This is a genomic window from Immundisolibacter cernigliae (assembly GCF_001697225.1).
GTDB classification, from domain to species: domain Bacteria; phylum Pseudomonadota; class Gammaproteobacteria; order Immundisolibacterales; family Immundisolibacteraceae; genus Immundisolibacter; species Immundisolibacter cernigliae.
The window spans coordinates 432579-450142 of record NZ_CP014671.1 but is presented as its reverse complement, the minus strand read 5'-3'; the positions used below and the strand labels follow the sequence as shown (position 1 = coordinate 450142).

16 protein-coding genes and 1 pseudogene are annotated in these 17564 nt (G+C 67.8%); 13 read left to right on the top strand and 4 right to left on the bottom strand.

Going from position 1 to position 17564, the window contains the following annotated elements; genetic code table 11:
* Position 1 precedes the first annotated feature (1 nt).
* From PG2T_RS02145 to fnr, 3 genes are all read left to right on the top strand, one after another.
* The gene (locus PG2T_RS02145; RefSeq protein WP_068802612.1) at positions 2-787 is read left to right on the top strand and encodes a M90 family metallopeptidase; all 786 of its coding nucleotides are present in this window, start codon (positions 2-4) and stop codon (positions 785-787) included.
* The gene (locus tag PG2T_RS02140; RefSeq protein ID WP_068802611.1) at positions 784-1368 is read left to right on the top strand and encodes a MarC family protein; all 585 of its coding nucleotides are present in this window, start codon (positions 784-786) and stop codon (positions 1366-1368) included. The genes PG2T_RS02145 and PG2T_RS02140 overlap by 4 nt, the downstream gene beginning before the upstream one ends.
* A 79-nt stretch (positions 1369-1447) precedes the next feature.
* Positions 1448-2215 (top strand): fumarate/nitrate reduction transcriptional regulator Fnr, encoded by a 768-nt coding sequence (gene fnr, locus PG2T_RS02135; RefSeq protein WP_068802610.1) that lies wholly within the window; start codon positions 1448-1450, stop codon positions 2213-2215.
* 286 nt (positions 2216-2501) lie between these two features.
* On the opposite strand, the gene PG2T_RS02130 is transcribed toward fnr, so the two are convergent.
* From PG2T_RS02130 to PG2T_RS02115, 4 genes and pseudogenes are all read right to left on the bottom strand, one after another.
* Entirely contained in the window at positions 2502-3398 is an 897-nt protein-coding gene (locus tag PG2T_RS02130) for a tyrosine recombinase XerC (protein ID WP_068802609.1), read from the bottom strand.
* Entirely contained in the window at positions 3395-4063 is a 669-nt protein-coding gene (locus tag PG2T_RS02125) for a DUF484 family protein (protein ID WP_068802608.1), read from the bottom strand. The genes PG2T_RS02130 and PG2T_RS02125 overlap by 4 nt, the downstream gene beginning before the upstream one ends.
* Entirely contained in the window at positions 4060-4881 is an 822-nt protein-coding gene (gene dapF, locus PG2T_RS02120; protein WP_068807587.1) for a diaminopimelate epimerase, read from the bottom strand. Before dapF ends, PG2T_RS02125 begins: the two co-directional genes overlap by 4 nt.
* Positions 4882-4904: 23 nt before the next feature.
* Positions 4905-5782 (bottom strand): annotated as a pseudogene (locus PG2T_RS02115) (ATP-binding protein).
* A gap of 366 nt (positions 5783-6148) precedes the next feature.
* Between PG2T_RS02115 and PG2T_RS15705 the strand changes: the two are divergent.
* The 10 genes from PG2T_RS15705 to PG2T_RS02065 all read left to right on the top strand — a co-directional run bounded on the left by PG2T_RS15705 (position 6149) and on the right by PG2T_RS02065 (position 17564).
* Positions 6149-8851 (top strand): undecaprenyl-phosphate glucose phosphotransferase, encoded by a 2703-nt coding sequence (locus PG2T_RS15705; protein WP_158513127.1) that lies wholly within the window; start codon positions 6149-6151, stop codon positions 8849-8851.
* On the top strand, positions 8841-10058 hold the full coding sequence (epsL, locus tag PG2T_RS02105; RefSeq protein ID WP_158513126.1) for an XrtB/PEP-CTERM-associated polysaccharide biosynthesis outer membrane protein EpsL: 1218 nt from the start codon (positions 8841-8843) through the stop codon (positions 10056-10058). Before PG2T_RS15705 ends, epsL begins: the two co-directional genes overlap by 11 nt.
* A gap of 55 nt (positions 10059-10113) precedes the next feature.
* Positions 10114-10890 carry a polysaccharide biosynthesis/export family protein gene (locus tag PG2T_RS02100; protein WP_068807581.1) on the top strand — a complete coding sequence of 259 codons (777 nt, stop codon included), beginning with the start codon at positions 10114-10116 and terminating at the stop codon, positions 10888-10890.
* 8 nt (positions 10891-10898) lie between these two features.
* Positions 10899-12254: a chain length determinant protein EpsF gene (gene epsF, locus PG2T_RS02095; protein ID WP_068802606.1), complete on the top strand. Its 1356-nt coding sequence runs from the start codon at positions 10899-10901 to the stop codon at positions 12252-12254.
* Positions 12251-13126, top strand: coding sequence for a polysaccharide biosynthesis tyrosine autokinase (locus PG2T_RS02090; RefSeq protein ID WP_068802605.1), 876 nt, complete (start codon positions 12251-12253; stop codon positions 13124-13126). The genes epsF and PG2T_RS02090 overlap by 4 nt, the downstream gene beginning before the upstream one ends.
* Before the next feature lie 5 nt (positions 13127-13131).
* Positions 13132-14013 carry an exosortase B gene (xrtB, locus tag PG2T_RS02085; protein ID WP_068807578.1) on the top strand — a complete coding sequence of 294 codons (882 nt, stop codon included), beginning with the start codon at positions 13132-13134 and terminating at the stop codon, positions 14011-14013.
* A gap of 21 nt (positions 14014-14034) precedes the next feature.
* Positions 14035-14715, top strand: coding sequence for an exosortase-associated protein EpsI, B-type (gene epsI, locus PG2T_RS02080; protein ID WP_068802604.1), 681 nt, complete (start codon positions 14035-14037; stop codon positions 14713-14715).
* 67 nt (positions 14716-14782) lie between these two features.
* Positions 14783-15919: a GDP-mannose 4,6-dehydratase gene (gmd, locus tag PG2T_RS02075; RefSeq protein WP_068802603.1), complete on the top strand. Its 1137-nt coding sequence runs from the start codon at positions 14783-14785 to the stop codon at positions 15917-15919.
* Positions 15920-15977: 58 nt separating this feature from the next.
* Positions 15978-16340, top strand: a complete 363-nt coding sequence (locus PG2T_RS02070; protein ID WP_068802602.1) for a four helix bundle protein — start codon at positions 15978-15980, stop codon at positions 16338-16340.
* An 87-nt stretch (positions 16341-16427) separates the two neighbouring features.
* Positions 16428-17564 carry a GDP-L-fucose synthase family protein gene (locus PG2T_RS02065; RefSeq protein ID WP_068802601.1) on the top strand — a complete coding sequence of 379 codons (1137 nt, stop codon included), beginning with the start codon at positions 16428-16430 and terminating at the stop codon, positions 17562-17564.

Below are 17564 nucleotides of genomic sequence, written 5' to 3'. Positions count from 1 at the left end.
CATGCTCGCGCGCTGGCGCGATTGGCTGGCGGGGCACCGCAGGGCAGCGGCGCCACAGCTCGCGGAGCACTGGCCGGCTGCCTTCGCCCGCGTGCCGGTGCTGGCTCACTGGTCGGCCGCCGATCGGGAACGGCTGCAACAGCTTGCTCTCGACTTTCTGGCGGGCAAGGTTCTGGAGCCGGTTGACCAGGCCACCATCGACCGCCCACAGGCGCTGGCCATCGCCCTGCAGGCAGCGCTGCCGGTACTCAATCTGGGCCTTGACTGGTACCGCGGCTGGCACGCGCTGGTGCTGTACCCGGACGAGTTTCGCAGCCGCTTCGAGGAGGTGGACGAAGCCGGCGTGGTGCACCAGGTGGAGGACTGGCGCAGCGGCGAGTCCTGGGCCGCCGGGCCGCTGATCCTGTCCCTGGCCGAGGTTGCGGCCGGCGGGCAGGGGCACGGCCACAATGTCGTCATTCACGAGTGCGCGCACAAGCTCGACCAGCTCGATGGCGACACCAATGGCCATCCACCCCTGCACCCGGGCATGGATCCGGCCGCCTGGAGCAGTGCGTTCGCCGCCGCGTATCGCGATCTTGGCCGACGCGCGCTGCGCCACCTGCGTACCGTGCTCGACCCGTACGGCGCGGAGTCACCGGCCGAGTTCTTCGCCGTGGCGAGCGAGATGTTCTTTGACGATCCGCCCGGCCTGCAGCGCGGCTACCCGGCCGTCTACGCGCAACTGGCGCTGTTCTACCGCCAGGATCCGGCCGCGCACTGGCCGGCGCTGGTCGAGCCGCCGTGAGCCTGCCGGAACAGATCCTCCTGCTGGTGCTGGTCACCGACCCGTTCGGCAACCTGCCGCTGGTGCTGGCGGCCCTGGGGCGACTGGACGCTGCCGCCTACCGGCGCGCCGTGCTGCGCGAGTCCCTGTTCGCATTTGCCGTGCTGCTGCTGCTCGGCTGGGGCGGCGCGGGCCTGCTGCGCACCTTTGGCATCACCGAGCCGGCGCTGCACATCGGCGGCGGGGTGATTTTGTTCCTGCTGTCGCTGCGCATGATTTACGGCGGCCCGCAGGGCGCCTTCCAGGACGGCTACGCGGCCGACCCGTTGCTGGTGCCGATCGCGGTGCCGGCGATCGCAGGGCCGGCGGCCATCGCCACCGTCATCCTGCTGCGCACCCAGCAGCAGGTGGCGCTGGGACAGCTCGCGCTGGGCCTGCTGGGAGCCTTGCTGGTCACCCTGGTCACGTTTCTGCCGGGCCGGCGCATCGCCCGGTGGCTTGGGCCGCGCGGTCTCAACGCCCTGGAAAAGCTGACCGGCCTGCTGCTGAATCTGGTCTCGGTGAACATGATGCTGGAGGGCGTGCGGCACTTTCTGGCCTGAGACGTTGTGCACCACAAACGACCATGGATACTGTTTGTGTTAGGTTCCACGCACGTTTTCCCACATCACACTGGATCGCATGACAGCCGATTCCCCCACGGCAAACGTCGTCACGCTCAGCGGCCTCAAGGCTGCCTGCAGCACCTGCAACCTGCACGACCTTTGCCTGCCCTACGGCATGAACGATGCCGATGTGGCCGAGTTGGAGCGCATCGTGTCCCGCAGCCGCCCATTCAGTCGGGGCAGGACACTGTTTCGGGCCGACGAGCCGTTCCGGGCCATCTACGTGCCGCGCAGTGGCGCGGTCAAGACCTACATCCTGGGTGCGGACGGCAGCGAGCAGATCATCGGCTTTCACCTGCCCGGCGAGGTGATTGGCCTGGACGGCATGGTCGAGCACCGCCATCAGCTCACCGCTCAGGCCCTGGAGCTGGCCGGCGTGTGCGAGGTGCCGTTCGATCTGCTGGAACACGCGGCGGCCCGCGTGCCGGCCCTGCAGCACCAGCTGATGCGCCTGATGAGCCGCGAGATTGCCGGCAAGGAGCAGCAGTTGCTGACCCTGGGCGACCATTCGCCGGAGCGACGCCTGGCGCTGCTGCTGCTCGATCTGTCGCAGCGCTACGCGCGGCGCGGCTTCTCGGCGACCGAGTTCAATCTGCCGATGTCCCGCCAGGACATCGCCGCCTATCTGCGCCTGGCGGCCGAAACGGTAAGCCGTGCCTTCGGCAAGCTGCAGCGCGATGGGCTGGTGGATGTCAACGGTCGTCTGGTACGCATCACCAACAGCATTGCGCTGGCGGCCTTCTCGGGGCAGCTGTCGGCAGACGACCAGAGCCGGGCTTCCTGAGCCGTGGGAGGCCCGGCCCCGGGGCCGAACTGCAGATTCGCGGCGAGGGCGCCGCTCCCACCCTCAAGCCAAGTGCTGTGGGAGGCCCGCCCTCGGGCCGAATCTTCTGTAACTTCGCGGCGAGGGCGCCGCTCCCACCGGAGAAGCCCGTGGGAGGCCCGCCCCCGGGCCGATCTTCACTGGAAAAATCCCTGTGGGAGGCCCGCCTCGGGCCGAATCTTCTGTAACTTCGCGGCGGGGGCGCCGCTCCCACCGGGTGCCATTTCCTACAGGGCGCTGCACCCGGTCAGGGGGCCTTGCGCCGGGCACGCGGGTGCGCCGCGTCGTACACGCGCGCCAGGTACTGAAAATCCACGTGCGTATAAACCTGCGTGGTCGCCAGGCTGGCGTGGCCCAGCAGTTCCTGCACCGCGCGCAGGTCGCCGGACGATTCCAGCAGATGGCTGGCGCAGGAGTGACGCAGCAGGTGCGGATACACCCGCCGGTCGATGCCCTGGCGGTCGGCCCAGTGACGCAGGCGCTGCTGGACGGTGCGCGGCGACAGGCGTGCGCCCCGGCGGCTGACGAACAGCGCCGGACAGTCTGCGGCCAGGGTCGCGCGCAGGGTGAGCCAGTCACTCAGGGCGTCCCGCGCCCGGCTGCCGACCGGCACGATGCGCGTCTTGTTGCCCTTGCCGGTGACCCGCGCGCTGGCGTCGGCAAGATCCAGATCGGCCCGGTCGAGCGCCACCACCTCGGCCAGGCGCAGGCCGGACGAGTACAGCAGCTCGAACAGCGCCCGGTCGCGGCGGGCGAGCGGGTCCTCGCCGGCAAATTCGAGCAGCCGCGCCAGGTGATCGGCGTCCAGGGTGGCCGGCAGACGGCGCGGGCTTTTGGGCGCCGCAATGCCGGCCGTCGGATCGGCCGGCAGGCAGCCGGCATCCAGCAGCGGCCGGTAATACGCCCGCAGCGCTGCCAACAGGCGGGCAATGCTGCGCCCGGCCAGGCCCTCGCGCGCCAGCATGCCGATCAGGCGGCGCACCTGGGCCGGCGTGAGGCCGGCAAGGCTCGTGGCATCCAGCGCCGGCAGCAGCCCTTCGCAGCGCAGCAGGTCGCGCCGGTAGGCGCGCAGCGTGTGCGGACTGGCCCGGCGCTGCAGGGCCAGAGCGCTCAGAAACTCATCGACGCTGGGGATCGCGTTCACGCGCCCGACAGGCGGTGCCAGTGCGCGCCCGTGAGCTGCGCCAGGCGTTCCAGCAGCAGGGTGCCCAGTTCCGGGCTGAAGCGCTCCGCGTCATGGGAACCGAGCAGCAGCAGGGCCGGTGCCGCTCCGGCGGCCAGCGGCAGGATGGCCGCCGATGCGGTCGGCGCATCCAGGTACGGCTGCACGATGGGCAGCTCGGACTGCGGCAGGCAGCGCGGCTTGCTGCGCTCGATGTCCGCCGCGAAAGGGGCGGCATCGAAAGCGCTGACCAGAAGCGGCGTACCGCTCGCCGGGGCGGTATGCGCCAGCACGCGCAGCGCGTCGGTGCCGAAGTCACGCCGCAGGTGCGTGGCCAGCGCGTGCAGCAGGGCGGGAAGGTCGCGGCAGGCGGCCAGGGCGATCGCCAGCTCGAACAGCTTGCGGTACTGGTCGTCGTGCCGGTGGGCGGCCTCGATGACGGCATCCAGGCGCGCCGTCAGTGCCCGGTTGCGCTCGCGCAGCACCGCCACCTGGCGCTCCACCAGCGATACGGCGCCGCCGGTCGGGTGGGGCACGTCCAGCGCCTCGAACACCTGCGGGTGGCTTTCGAAGAAATCCGGGTTCAGCAGCAGGTAAGCGGCGACCTGATCGGCGTCGGCGGCGGGTTTGGCAGTGGATTTTTTCATGCGGCGAGTGTGCCCTCGAACACGGTGACAGCGGGGCCAGTGAGGAAAACCGGCGTGCCCGGACCGGCCCAGGCCAGCTCCAGCACGCCGCCGGGCAGATGCAGGCGGACCTGCGCATCGAACAGGCCCCAGCGCACGCCGGCGACAAAGGCCGCGCAGGCGCCGGTGCCGCAGGCCAGCGTCTCGCCGGCGCCGCGCTCATACACGCGCAGCCGGCCTTCGCGGCGACCGACGACCTGCAGGAAGCCGACGTTGACGCGGCGCGCAAAGCGGGCATGTGCCTCGATCAGCGGCCCGAGCGTGCCGACCGGCGCGCTGTCCACGTCCGGCACGCGCAGCACGGCGTGCGGATTGCCGATGGCCAGCGCCGCGATGCTCAGCGTCTGATCGCCCACCTGCAGCGGGTAATCGAGCGCCTCGGCGGGCGCATCAGCAGGCGCCGTGAAGGGGATGCGCGCCGGCTCGAAGCAGGGCACGCCCATCTCCACCTCAACCTGGCCGCCCTCGAGCAGGCGCGGGCGCACCGGTCCGCCCAGGGTGTCGAAGTTCAGCGTGGTCTTGTCGCTCAGGCCCTGCTCGTGCACGAAGCGCGCCGCGCAGCGGGCGCCGTTACCGCAGTGCTCCACCTCGCCGCCGTCGGCGTTGAAGATGCGGTAGGTGAAGTCGGCCTCGGCGTGACGCGGCGCTTCCAGCAGCAGCACCTGGTCGCAGCCGACGCCGAAATGCCGGTCCGCCAGCGCGCGAATCTGCGCCGTGCTCAGGGCCACCGTCTGGCGCACACCGTCGATGACCACGAAGTCATTGCCCAGGCCGTGCATCTTCGTGAAGCGCAGCCCGGCGCTCACGACGAGTCTCCCAGCGCCAGCCGGCCGGCGTAGTCGCGGGCGAACTGATAGGCGCTGCGCCCGCTGCGGCTGCCGCGGGTCAGCGCCCAACGCAGGGCCTCCTCGCGCCACTGTTCGATTGGCGTCCGGCAGCCGAGCTGCGCCAGCCAGTGCTGCACGATGCCCAGATAGCGGTCCTGGTCGAAGGCATGAAACGCCAGCCACAGGCCGAAGCGCTCGGACAGGGCGATTTTCTCCTCCACTGCCTCGGAGAAATGAATTTCCTCGCCGACGTGACGCGTCAGAGCGTTTTCTTCCTGATATTCGGGCAACAGGTGACGGCGGTTGGAGGTGGCGTAGATCAGCAGATGCTCGCGCCCACCGCTGATCGAGCCGTCCAGGGCCACCTTGAGCGCCTTGTAGGCCGGCTCGTCGCTGCCGAACGACAGGTCGTCGCAGAACACGATGAAGCGGTAGGGCAGGCCGGCGGTCGCGGCCGCGATGTCCGGCAGGTCGATCAGGTGGTCCTTGTCGACCTCGATCAGGCGCAGGCCGGCGGCCGCGTGGCGCGTCAGCAGCGCCTTGACCAGCGACGACTTGCCGGTGCCGCGGCTGCCCCACAGCAGTGCGTCGTTGGCCGGCGCGCCGGCCAGGAACTGGCGCGTGTTGCGATCGAGCGCCGCCTTGGCCCGGTCGATACCCTGCAGGTCGTCCAGATCCAGGCGCTGTGGGTGCCCGATCGGTGTCAGGGCACCTCGGTTGCCGGGCAAAACCCGCCAGCGCGCCGCCAGCGTCGCCTGCCAGTCGACGGGCGCGGGGGCGCAGGCAAAAGGTTTTCCAGCCGGCCGAGCAGCGCTTCGGCGCGGTTGGCGAGTCGGGTGAGGTCGTTGTCCATGGTGTGCGCGGCGAACGGGGCGTGGCGCATTCTAGCGATTCGCCGCCATGCGCAGGATTCGGCCCGGGGCGGGCCTCCCACACCGGCGCCTTGGCCCACTTGTAGGGTCGTGGGAGCGGCGCCCCCGCCGCGAATTTGATGCGCCGCGCTGTCACAAATGTATCGGGAACTGTAAAGGTTTCGTCATGCACCGCCATCAGACTGCCCGGTCTTCGGCTGCAGTGAGGCGCGCACTTTTGCAGCTTGGCGGTGCGCGTTCCGCTTGTGTAGTCCGCGCGCTCCATGGGTATTTACCCGCATCTGGCTCATTTTTCTGCCTGACCAATATCCATGAAACACGGCACCACAGCAGCACCTGGTAGACACATGATCGATGCCCGTTCGCAAGTCGGCATTGCCTTGTTGAAACGCCTCGTCGTGACCGGCGCGCTGATCGCCGGACTAACTGCGTGTGGCAGTGGGCAGGATGAGGCCGCCGACGCTGACAAGGCCGGGCAGGCCGTGGCGACGGTCAACGGTGCGGATGTCACCGTGCATCAACTCAACTACCTCCTGGCGCGCTTGCCAGGCGCCGCCCAGGCGCCGGATCCGGCGGCGCTCAAGCGCCAGGCGGCCGATCAACTGGTGACCCGTCAGCTGCTGCTCGAGCGCGCCCGGGCACAGAAGCTCGACCGCGATCCGGCCGTCATGCTGGCGCTGGAGGAGGGTCGTCAGCAGCTGCTGGCGCAGGCCCACCTGGAGCGCGTCATGGCCCAGGCCGTGGCACCCACCGACGATGAAATTCGCAAGTACTACGACGAGCAGTCACTGAAGTACGCCCAGCGCAAGCAGTTCCTGATGCGTCAGGTGGCCACCGACAACACCGTGCCGCGGGAAGAACTCGATGCCTACGGCAAAGGCGATGTGACCGCCGAGAGCCTGGTCAAGTGGCTGCAGGAGCGCGGCGCCAAGGTGCGCGTGTCGATTCGCACGCTCGCCTCCGAACAGGTGCCGGCGCCGATTCTGGAGCGCCTGCAAACCCTCAAACCCGGCCAGGCCATCATGGTCGGTTCGGCCACCGAATCGACCGTCAGCTTCCTGGTCGAGGCGCGCGATTCCCCGATCACCCTGGAACAGGCCAAGGACTCCATCCGCCAGACGCTGCTGAACGAGCGGCGCCAGGCGCTGGGCGAACAGGAAGTCAAACACCTGCGCGAACAGGCCGAAATCGTCTGGCTGGGCGAGTTTGCCGACCAACCCCCGAACCGGCGCCAGCGGCGAGCGCCGCAGCCGACCCCGCCGACGCCGCGGGGCCCGACGCGGCGGACCAGGACGCGCCGGATGACGGCGATGACGGCGTCGAGGCAGGCCTCAAGGGCCTTCGCTAGGCGACCGCGTGGTCGGCGGACTGCCTTCGGCCGCGAGCAGCACATTGGAATATTCGGTAACAGACCCTGTGGCCAGGCGCGAACCGGCGGCATACCGGAGCTGTCCGGCAAGCCAGCCGGGCGCCCGGGATGCCTCACAGCCGATACGGCAGCGCACGCACGCGGTGCCGTGCGGTGCGGCGATGGCTGCGCCCCGGGCGTGCGCAAGCGACGCTTCGCGGCGCTGGGTGTCGTGAGTTCGGTCGTCGATCACAAGCTTGGCACGCTCGACGGCGCCTATCCACCGTCCGTGCATCGGGTGCGGCTGGTGCGTACCCCTGAGATTCTCGACCAGCGGGTGGCCCTGGCGGTCATGTTGCTGCGGATTCTGGATCCGCTGACTGCGGTGGCCATCCTGCTGCTCGGCGCGGTCTGGCTGCGACTCGATATCACCTTCCTGGAACGGGTCACGGCCGCCGTGACGGTTCTGCTGGTGTTTTCACTGTTCCGCGACGTGGCCGAGGGCCAGCCCTGGCGGCGCGGTGGCCACTGGGCCCTGCTGGCCCGCATCGTCGGCTCCTGGATGGCGGTGGCCGGCCTGTTGATCATGGTCGGCGTGGCCTCCGGCGCCATCGAGCAGTTCTCCCCGCAGCTGGCCGAGCTGTGGCTGCTGGCCACACCGGTGGTGATGGTCCTGTATCACTCGGCGGTCCGCGCGGTCTTGCTGACAGTGAGTCGCACCAGGCGTCGCTCGGCGGTCGCGGTGGCGTTGACGGGAGTCTCGCTGGCCCTGCGCCGGGCTTTGCAGGATGCCGAGGAAGGCGGCGTCGAGTTTTGCGGCTTCTTCGACGACCGCAGCGCCGAGCGCCTTGGCCTGCCGAACACCGAGGCGCTGCTCGGGCGTATGGCGCAGACCGCCGACTACGTGCGCCAGCACCGGGTCGACCTGGTCTATATCGCCCTGCCGGTGCGCGGCGACGCCCGCATCGAGGCCCTGCTCGACGGCCTTCGCGACAGCACCGCGTCGGTGTACTTCGTGCCGGACCTGCACTTCGTCGACCTGCTGCAGGCGCGCGTGGATCAGGTCGGCGGCATCCCGGTCATCGGCGTCTGGGAAACGCCTTATTACGGCGTCAACGCGGTCGTCAAGCGCTTTTTCGACGTGCTGTTCTCCGCGCTGGCGCTGGTCGCACTCAGCCCGCTGCTGGCGGCCATCGCCGTGGGCGTGAAGCTCGGTTCGCCCGGCCCGGTGCTGTTCAAGCAGCGCCGCTACGGCTTCGGCGGCGAGGAAATCCGCGTCTACAAGTTCCGCACCATGACCGTGTGCGAGGACGGCACCAACATCACCCAGGCGCGCCGTGACGATGACCGCATCACGCCACTGGGCCGCGTGCTGCGCCGCCTGTCGCTGGACGAGCTGCCGCAGTTCATCAACGTCCTGCAGGGCCGCATGAGCGTGGTCGGGCCGCGTCCGCACGCCGTCGCCCACAACGAGCACTACCGGCGCCTGATCTCCGGCTACATGCACCGCCACAAGGTCAAGCCCGGCATCACCGGCTGGGCGCAGGTCAACGGCCTGCGCGGCGAGACCGACACGCTGGACAAGATGCGCGCACGGGTCGAGTACGACCTCGAATACCTGCGCAACTGGTCGCCCAGCCTGGACCTGCGCATCGTGCTGCGCACGGCGGCCCTGATGTTCAGGGATGCGCATGCTTTTTGAAACGCTGCGCCGCATCGGCAGCCTGCGGGGGGGTATCGGAAGCGTGCTGTTGTGCGGTCTGCTGCCGGCGCTGGCGGGCGAGGGCGATTTCCTGACGCCGTTCGCAGGCATTGCGTCGGCCTACGACGACAACCTGTTTCGCCTGTCCGACGACGTGGACGAAGAACTGGCGCTCGGTGAATCGAGCCGCGCCGACTGGATGCGCACCACCTTCGCCGGTCTGGGCCTGGAGTGGCTGCCCGGTCGCCAGCAAGTCAGCGCCAGCCTGCAGGCGCTCGACCAGTCCTTTCAGCGCTTCTCGTTCCTGGACAACACCGGCTACGACACCGCTGCGCGCTGGAACATGGCCGCCGGCCGCAGCCTGACCGGCACCGTCAATGCGGGCTTCAAGCGGCAGCTTGGCAGCTTCGACGACTTCCGTGCGCCGGTAAAGGACCCGATCGACACCACGCATGGCGAGTTCGATCTTGGCTACCTGATCACGCCCGAGATCGAGCTGCAGGCCGGGACCGGCATTCGCACCACCACGCATGGTCTCGAGAGTCGTGAGCCATCCAACTTTCGAGGCAGCTACTGGCTGCTGGGCGTGTCCCGCCGCACCCCGCTCGGGAACCGCCTCGGCTTCGAGTACCGTCAGGATGATGGCCGTTTTCCGAAGCGGGAGGTCGGTCCCTTCAGCCTGGTCGACGATGGCTACCTGCAGCAGGAAGGCGCCGTCACCTTTACCTGGCAGGGCGGCTTCACGTCGCTTGACGGGCGCCTGGGCTATTCCTGGCGGCGCTCCGACAACCTCGAGTTTCGGGACTACTCCGGTCCTTCCGGCAACCTGCGCGCCAGCTACGTCTGGTCGCCCAAGCTGATGCTGGACCTGAATGCCTACCGGCGCCTGGAATCGCTGGACGACCTGTTCTCGAGTTCCGTAACCGCCACCGGCCTTTCCTTCAAGCCGGTCTGGGCGCCCACCGACCGCATCGTCCTGCAGGCCAACACCGATTACACGCACCGCCAGTTCGAGGATTCCGGCCTGTTCGTGGGCGCCACGCAGCCGAAGGAAGACATCCTGTCGTACGGACTCAGCGCCAGCTACACGCCGCGGACGCTGGTGACGCTCAGCGCCGGCTACAGCCACAGCCAGCGCAGTTCGGACCGTCCCGGCTACGAATATGACGCCAACACCTTCAATTTTTCGGTTCAGGTCAATCTGTAACACGGCGCTGTCACAATCGGCGCCGGCGGCCTTGGAAAACTCAGGAAAATCAATGATGAAGCGATGGCTCAGGACAATCGGCGGCATGCTGCTGGCAGTGGCGGCCGGTGGCGCGCTGGCGGCCGATTACCAGATCGGCCCCGGCGACGTGCTGCAGATCACCGTGTTCGAGCACCCGGACCTGGCCGTCAAAAGCCGCGTCGGGCCGGAGGGCAAGGTCAAGGTGCCGCTGGCCGGGGCAGTGACCGTGGCCGACCTGACCGAGCGCGAGGCCGAGGCGACCATCGCCAAGGCCCTGCAGCAGGGTGATTTCGTCAGCGACCCGCAAATCAGCGTGCTGGTGGAGCAGTACCAGAGCCGCCTGGTATCGGTGCTGGGCTACATCAACCGGCCGGGTCGCTATCCCATGGACCGCCAAGTCACGCTGGTGGAGGCCGTGGCACAGGCCGGCGGCGTGGCGCAGAGCGGCAGCGAAAAAGTGGTGCTGGTCACCGGCGATGGCCGCCGGCAGGAGATCGACCTGCGCACGACCCTGGCAGACGGCGCGGGTGCCAATCCGGTGCTGCGCGGTGGCGAGGTCATCTACGTACCCAGGGCAGAGATGATCTACGTGTTCGGCGAGGTGCAGCGCCCCGGTGCCTATCCGCTGGATCACCACATGACTGTGCAGCAGGGGCTGGCGCTGGGCGGCAGCATCTCGCCGCGCGGCACCGACCGCGGCATCCGCATCCGTCGCCAGGCGGCCGACGGCACAGTGAGCGAAATCGACGCCGATTTCGACCAGCCGCTGCAGGCCGGTGACATCATCGTCGTTCGCGAACGCCTGTTCTGAGGTCGGACATGGACATCCAGCATTTTCTGCAGATCCTGTGGGCGCGCCGCTACGTGCTGCTCGGCACCCTGGCCGCCTCCGTGCTGGCGGCGCTGGGCCTCACCCTGGTGCTGCCCGACAAGTACGACGCCACCACCGCGCTGCTGATCACCTTTCGCGACCAGCAGACGCAGATGCTGCCGGTGCAGATGGCGCCAAGCTACATGGCCACCCAGTTCGACATCATTCAGAGTCAGAACGTGGCCCTCAAGGTGGTCGACAAACTCAAGCTGGCGGAACAGGCAACCGCACGCGAGCTGTGGCAGGACGCCACCGACGGCGAGGGCTCCATCCGCCACTGGCTGGCGGACGTCCTGCGCAGGGATCTGACCCTGACGCCGACCCCCGACAGCCGGGTGGTGAACCTCACCTATCGCGGCACGGATCCGCGGTTCGCGGCCGCCCTCGCCAATGCCTTTGCCGACGCGTACATCGAGACCAACCTGGAACTGAGCGTCGATCCGGCCCGCCGCGACAGCGCCTGGCTGGACTCGCAACTGACCGCCCTGCGTCAGCGTCTGGAGGATGCCCAGGCGCGGCTGTCGGCCTTCCAGCGCGAGCGTGGCATCTTCGCCAGCGACGAGCGGCTGGACATCGAAACCGCCCGCCTGAACGACCTCAGCTCGCAACTGGTGCAGGCCGAGGGCCTGATGCACGACGCCGAGACCCGCCAGCAGGAACTGACGCGCATCCGCAAGGGCGGCGGCAGCATCGAGAGCCTGCGCGAATTCTCCACCGACGGCTACCTGCAGAGCCTCAAGGTCGACCTGGCCCGACGCGAGGCGGATCTGGTCCAGTTGCAGGAACAGTACGGCGCCAACCATCCGCAACTGCAGCGCGCCGAGGCCGAGGTGGCCAGCGTGCGCGGGCGGCTGGCCACGGCGCTCGACCGGCTCACGCGCAGCGTCGCCAACGAAGCCGACATCGCCCGCAGCCGGGTCGAGACACTGCGCAAGGATCTCGATGCCCAGCGCGCCAAGGTGCTCGCCTTCAAGGAAGCGCGCGACCAGATGCCGACCCTGGAGCGCGACGTGATGAGTGCGCAGGCCGCCTACGACGTGGCCGCCCAGCGCTACAACGAAAGTCAGCTGCAAAGCCGCGTCTCGGACACCAACGTCGCAGTTTTGACCCCGGCGGTCGTACCCACCCAGCGCAGCAGCCCGAACACAAAACTCAACCTGATCATCGGCGTATTCCTGGGCACCCTGTTCGGCGCGGGCGCGGCCCTGCTGCTGGAACTGCTGATGCCCAAGGTGCGCGGCCCGCGCATGCTGGAGCAGCGCCTCAACCTGCCCGTGCTGGGCGTACTGGAGGGACCGGCATGAAACCGGACACGACCGCCGGACACGAGCCGGCGCCGCTGGCCGCCGATCGCATCGGCGAACGCCTGGTGCAGGACGGCAAGCTGGCCAGCACCGACCTGGCCCGCATCGTCGAGCACCAAAAACAACATGCCGTGCGCTTCGGCGAGGCGGCGCAGGCGCTTGGCCTGCTCAGCGGTGCCGATCTGGATTCGGCCCTCGCCGAGCAGTTCGGCTACCCGTGGAAGCCCGGTAGCGCGGTTACCGACCCCACCCTGTACGCGCTGGCGCAGCCGTTTGGCCATCAGGCGGAGCAGCTGCGCGCCCTGCGCATGCGCCTGAGCCTGGCCGGGGTCGGTCGCGCCGAGGGCCACCCGGCGCTGGCCGTGCTCAGCCCGGAGGGCGGCGACGGCCGCAGCACACTGGCCGCCAACCTTGCCGTGTCGTTCGCGGAACTTGGCCTGCGCACGCTGCTGGTGGATGCCGACCTGCGCCGGCCCAGCCAGCACACGCTGTTTCGATCCGCCGTGGGCAGCGGCGGCCTGTCGGCCCTGCTCGCCGGGCGCGGCTGTGCCGCTTTCATCTCGCCGCTGCCCGGTTTCAGCGGCCTGGCCGTGCTGCCGTCCGGCCCGGTGCCGCCCAATGCCACGGAACTGCTGGCCCGTCCGGCGCTGCAGACCTTCCTGAGCGACGTGGCGGACCGCTTCGACCTGGTGATTCTGGACACCCCGCCGACCGGACCCGGTGGCGACGCGTACTACATCGCCGCCGCGGCCCGCGCCGCGCTGCTGGTGGCGCGCCGCAACCGCACCAGCCTAACCGGCCTCGACACCCTCACGCAGACCCTCGCCTCGACCGGCATTCCGGCGCTGGGCATAGTCCTGAACCGGGGTTGAACCACATGGCAGCGGTGCATCCCACGTCGATTGCGCATTCCGGGCCGCGCTGGCTCGCCGCCTGGCCGGTGCTGCTCGGACTGGCCGTGCTGTACGGGCCGACCGTGTATGGCCTGGCCACCGGCGTATGGCAGTCCGAGGATCAGGCCCACGGGCCGCTGATACTGGCCGTGGTGCTGTGGCTGATCTGGTCCGGCCGCGATGCCTTCTCGGCGGCGCCGCAACCCCGCCCGCTCGCCGGCTGGCTGTGGCTGCTGCCCGGCCTGTTGCTGTACGCCATCGGCCGCTCGCAGGACATCCTGATTCTGGAAATCGGCTCGGCCATCCCGGTGCTGGTCGGATGCCTGCTGGCGCTGGTGGGCCCGGCTGCGGTGCGGCGCTTGTGGTTTCCGCTGTTTTTTCTGATTTTTCTGATTCCGCTGCCGGGCTTTCTGGTGGACGCCGTCACCGGGCCGCTGAAGCAGCACGCCTCGGCACTGGCCGCGCAGCTCCTGTTCGCGGCCGGCTATCCCATCGCGCGGGCGGGCGTGCTGCTGCACCTGGGGCCGTACCAGCTGCTGGTGGCGGATGCCTGCTCGGGCATGCATTCCATCTATTCGCTGGCCGCGGTTGGCCTGTTCTACCTGCACCTGATGGGCTACAAGAACCGCCTGCGGCTGGGCCTGCTGGTGCTCGCCATCGTGCCGATCGCCTTCCTGGCCAACACGCTGCGCGTGGTGACCCTGGCGCTGATCACCTTCCACATGGGCGATGCCGCCGCCCAGGGCTACCTGCACGGCCTGGCCGGCATCTCGCTGTACCTGTTCGCGCTGGCGATGTTGCTGGCGCTGGACGCGCTGCTGGGTCTGCTGCCCGGACTGCGCGAGCCGCGGCGACAGTCCGCCTGATCAGTCTGACGGAACCGCTCCATGCCACAAACCATCCCCACGCTGCGCGTCGTACTGATCGGCATCTGCATGCTGGCCGCCGCCGGCCTGGCCTACGCCATGAAGCCGACGCGCCAGGCCGCCGGCGCGGACACCTTCCAGCTGGAAACCGCCATCCCGCGCCAGTTCGGCACCTGGATCGAACAGAAACAGCAAGTTCAGATCGTCGACCCGCGCCAGCAGGAAACCATCGACCGCATCTACAGCCAGGTCCTCATGCGCAGCTACGTGAACGCGGAGGGCGTGCGCGTCATGCTGTCCATCGCCTACGGCAGCAACCAGAGCGACGACCTGCAGGTGCACCGGCCGGAAGTCTGCTACCCGGCGCAGGGCGCGCAACTTCTGAGCACGGTAAACGCCAACCTGCCGACCCAATGGGGCGAAATTCCCGCGCGCCGACTCACCACCCAGTTCGGGCCGCGCCACGAACCGGTCACCTACTGGGTCATGGTCGGCGACCGCGCCATCATCGGCAGCCTGCAGGGCAAGCTGGCACAGCTGCGCTACGGATTCCGCGGCCAGATACCGGACGGCATGCTGGTGCGGGCCTCGACCATCGACCCCGACGACGAGCGCGCATTCGCGCAGCAGGCACGGTTCCTGCAGGACCTGCTTGCGGCAGTGCCGCCCGAAACCCGCAAGCGCCTGTCCGGCCTGCAATAGGCACGCCGCAGGGCAACGCACTCCCCCCGGCAATGCCGGAATCGACCGACCAGAAGGCCGCAACACCATGTCAAAAAAAATCGCCCTCATTACCGGCATCACCGGCCAGGACGGCGCCTACCTCGCCGAGTTCCTGCTCAAGAAGGGCTACATCGTGCACGGCATCAAGCGCCGCACGTCCCTGTTCAACACCGACCGCATCGACCACCTGTACCAGGACCCGCACGTCGACAACCGCAACTTCGTCCTGCACTACGGCGACATGACCGACTCGTCCAGCCTGGTGCGCATCATCCAGCAGGTGCAGCCGGACGAAATCTACAACCTGGCCGCGCAAAGCCACGTCGCGGTCAGCTTCGAGGAGCCCGAATACACCGCCAACTCCGACGCCATCGGCGTGCTGCGCCTGCTGGAGGCCATCCGCATCCTCGGCCTGGAGAAGAAGACCCGCTTCTACCAGGCCTCCACCTCCGAGCTGTACGGCCTGGTGCAGGAAACACCCCAGAAGGAGACCACCCCCTTCTACCCGCGCAGCCCCTACGCCGTCGCCAAGCTATACGGCTACTGGATCGTGGTGAACTACCGCGAGGCCTACGGCATGTACGCCTGCAACGGCATCCTGTTCAACCACGAAAGCCCGCTGCGCGGCGAGACCTTCGTCACGCGCAAGATCACCCGCGCGGTCGCTCGGATCGCGCTGGGCCTGCAGGATTGCCTGTACCTGGGCAACCTGTCGGCCCTGCGCGACTGGGGCCACGCCCGCGACTATGTCGAAATGCAGTGGCTCATGCTGCAGCAGCAGCAGCCGGAAGACTTCGTCATCGCCACCGGCGTGCAGTACAGCGTGCGCCAGTTTGTCGAATTCGCCGCCACCGAACTGGGCATCGGCCTGCATTGGGAAGGGCAGGGCGCCGACGAGGTCGGCTACGTCGACTCAGTCAACCCCGGACCGGCCACGGATGGCCGCGTCGCCCAGCTGAAACCTGGCCAGGCCATCGTGCGCGTCGACCCGCGCTACTTCCGCCCGACCGAAGTGGAAACGCTGCTCGGCGACGCCAGCAAGGCGCGGGAGAAACTCGGCTGGTCTCCGCCCACCACCCTGTCCGAGTTGGTCAAGGAAATGGTTACCGCCGACTACAGTGCTGCTCGGCGAGATGCGCTGGTCAAGATGGCGGGGTTTCAGGCTTATGACTACCACGAGTAGCGGCAGGTACAAGATTCAAGACTCAAGACTCAAGATTTAAGGTTTAAGAGGCGCGGTCGTGGCTCGGTTCGAGGAGCTGGAAGTTTGGAAGAGGTCGGCGCGGTTGAGTGCTGATCTTTACAAGGCGTTTGTTGACCTGAAGGACTTTGGGTTTCGAGACCAGATCACGCGCGCAGGCTTGTCGATTCCCTCGAACATCGCAGAGGGCCACGAACGCGGATCGGACAAGGAGATCGCCAACTTCATGAACTACGCAAAAGGCTCAGCCGGCGAACTCAGAACACAAATTTACATAGGCATGGACATCGGCTACATCGACCGCGAACAAGGCAAACGCTGGCTGAACGAAGCAGAGGAAATCTCCAAAATGCTCCACGCCCTAATCCGCACCATCCGCGCCCGCACACGCCCCCCTGATTGAACCTTGCATCTTGAGTCTTGAACCTTGCATCTTGCCCCTTGAATCTTGAATCTTGAACCTTGAATCTTCCAACTTGGATCTTGAATCTTGAACCTTGAATCTAAAATCCACGTCGCCGGCCACCGCGGCCTCGTCGGCTCCGCGCTGATGAGGAAGCTGCACGAACGCGGCTACGCGAATCTGCTCACCCGCACCCACGCCGAACTCGACCTCACAAACCAGGCCGCCGTCGAAGCCTTTTTTGCCGCCGAGAAGCCCGACTACGTCTTCCTGGCGGCAGCCAAAGTCGGCGGCATTCACGCCAACGACACCTACCCCGCCGAATTCATCCGCGACAACCTCGCCATCCAGACCAACATCATCCACGCCGCATACAAAAACAGCGTCAGGCGCCTGCTGTTCCTGGGCTCCAGCTGCATCTACCCCAAGCTGGCCCCCCAGCCCCTGAAAGAGGAACACCTCCTCACCGGCCCGCTGGAACCCACCAACCGGCCCTACGCACTGGCCAAGATTGCCGGCATCGAGATGTGCTGGAGCTACAACCGCCAGTACGGCACCCAGTACCTGGCCGCCATGCCCACCAACCTGTACGGCCCCGGCGACAACTACAGCCTGATGGACTCGCACGTCATCCCCGCCATGATCCGCAAGTTCCACCTGGCCAAACTCGCATCCGAGCGCAACTGGTCCGCCATCGAACAGGACGAAGCCCGCAACGGCCCCATCCCCGAAGACCTGAAGAAGCTCTTCCAAGAAACTTGCACCTTGAATCTTGAACCTTGCATCCCCCTCTGGGGCACAGGCACCCCCCGGCGCGAATTCATGTACAGCGAAGACATGGCCGACGCCTGCCTCTACCTGATGAACCTGCCCGACGCCGAATTCAGCAAGCTACTCTGGCCATCTGCCTCCCCCCCTGAACCTTGCCCCTTGCCTCTTGAACCATCCGTCTCTCCCCTTGAACCTTGTACCTTGGACCTTGCCCCTGTAATAAACATCGGCGTCGGCCACGACCTGACCATCCGCGAACTGGCCGAAACCGTGGCGGCCACCGTGGGCTATCAGGGCGCGATCGAATTCGACGCCACCAAACCCGACGGCACGCCGCGCAAGCTGATGGACGTGGGGCGGCTGAACGCGATGGGGTGGAAGGCCTCGACCGTCATGCGCGAGGGGCTGGCGCGAGCGTACCGGGATTTCCTGGCATCGACAGATGGACAGTGA

Excerpts from the sequence above, each read along its gene's own strand:
- PG2T_RS02145 (WP_068802612.1), top strand. The coding sequence starts at position 2 with ATGCTCGCGCGCTGGCGCGATTGGCTGGCGGGGCACCGCAGGGCAGCG.
- fnr (WP_068802610.1), top strand. The coding sequence starts at position 1,448 with ATGACAGCCGATTCCCCCACGGCAAACGTCGTCACGCTCAGCGGCCTC.
- PG2T_RS02125 (WP_068802608.1), bottom strand. The coding sequence starts at position 4,063 with ATGAAAAAATCCACTGCCAAACCCGCCGCCGACGCCGATCAGGTCGCC.
- dapF (WP_068807587.1), bottom strand. The coding sequence starts at position 4,881 with ATGCACGGCCTGGGCAATGACTTCGTGGTCATCGACGGTGTGCGCCAG.
- PG2T_RS15705 (WP_158513127.1), top strand. The coding sequence starts at position 6,149 with ATGATCGATGCCCGTTCGCAAGTCGGCATTGCCTTGTTGAAACGCCTC.
- epsL (WP_158513126.1), top strand. The coding sequence starts at position 8,841 with ATGCTTTTTGAAACGCTGCGCCGCATCGGCAGCCTGCGGGGGGGTATC.
- PG2T_RS02100 (WP_068807581.1), top strand. The coding sequence starts at position 10,114 with ATGAAGCGATGGCTCAGGACAATCGGCGGCATGCTGCTGGCAGTGGCG.
- epsF (WP_068802606.1), top strand. The coding sequence starts at position 10,899 with ATGGACATCCAGCATTTTCTGCAGATCCTGTGGGCGCGCCGCTACGTG.
- PG2T_RS02090 (WP_068802605.1), top strand. The coding sequence starts at position 12,251 with ATGAAACCGGACACGACCGCCGGACACGAGCCGGCGCCGCTGGCCGCC.
- xrtB (WP_068807578.1), top strand. The coding sequence starts at position 13,132 with ATGGCAGCGGTGCATCCCACGTCGATTGCGCATTCCGGGCCGCGCTGG.
- epsI (WP_068802604.1), top strand. The coding sequence starts at position 14,035 with ATGCCACAAACCATCCCCACGCTGCGCGTCGTACTGATCGGCATCTGC.
- gmd (WP_068802603.1), top strand. The coding sequence starts at position 14,783 with ATGTCAAAAAAAATCGCCCTCATTACCGGCATCACCGGCCAGGACGGC.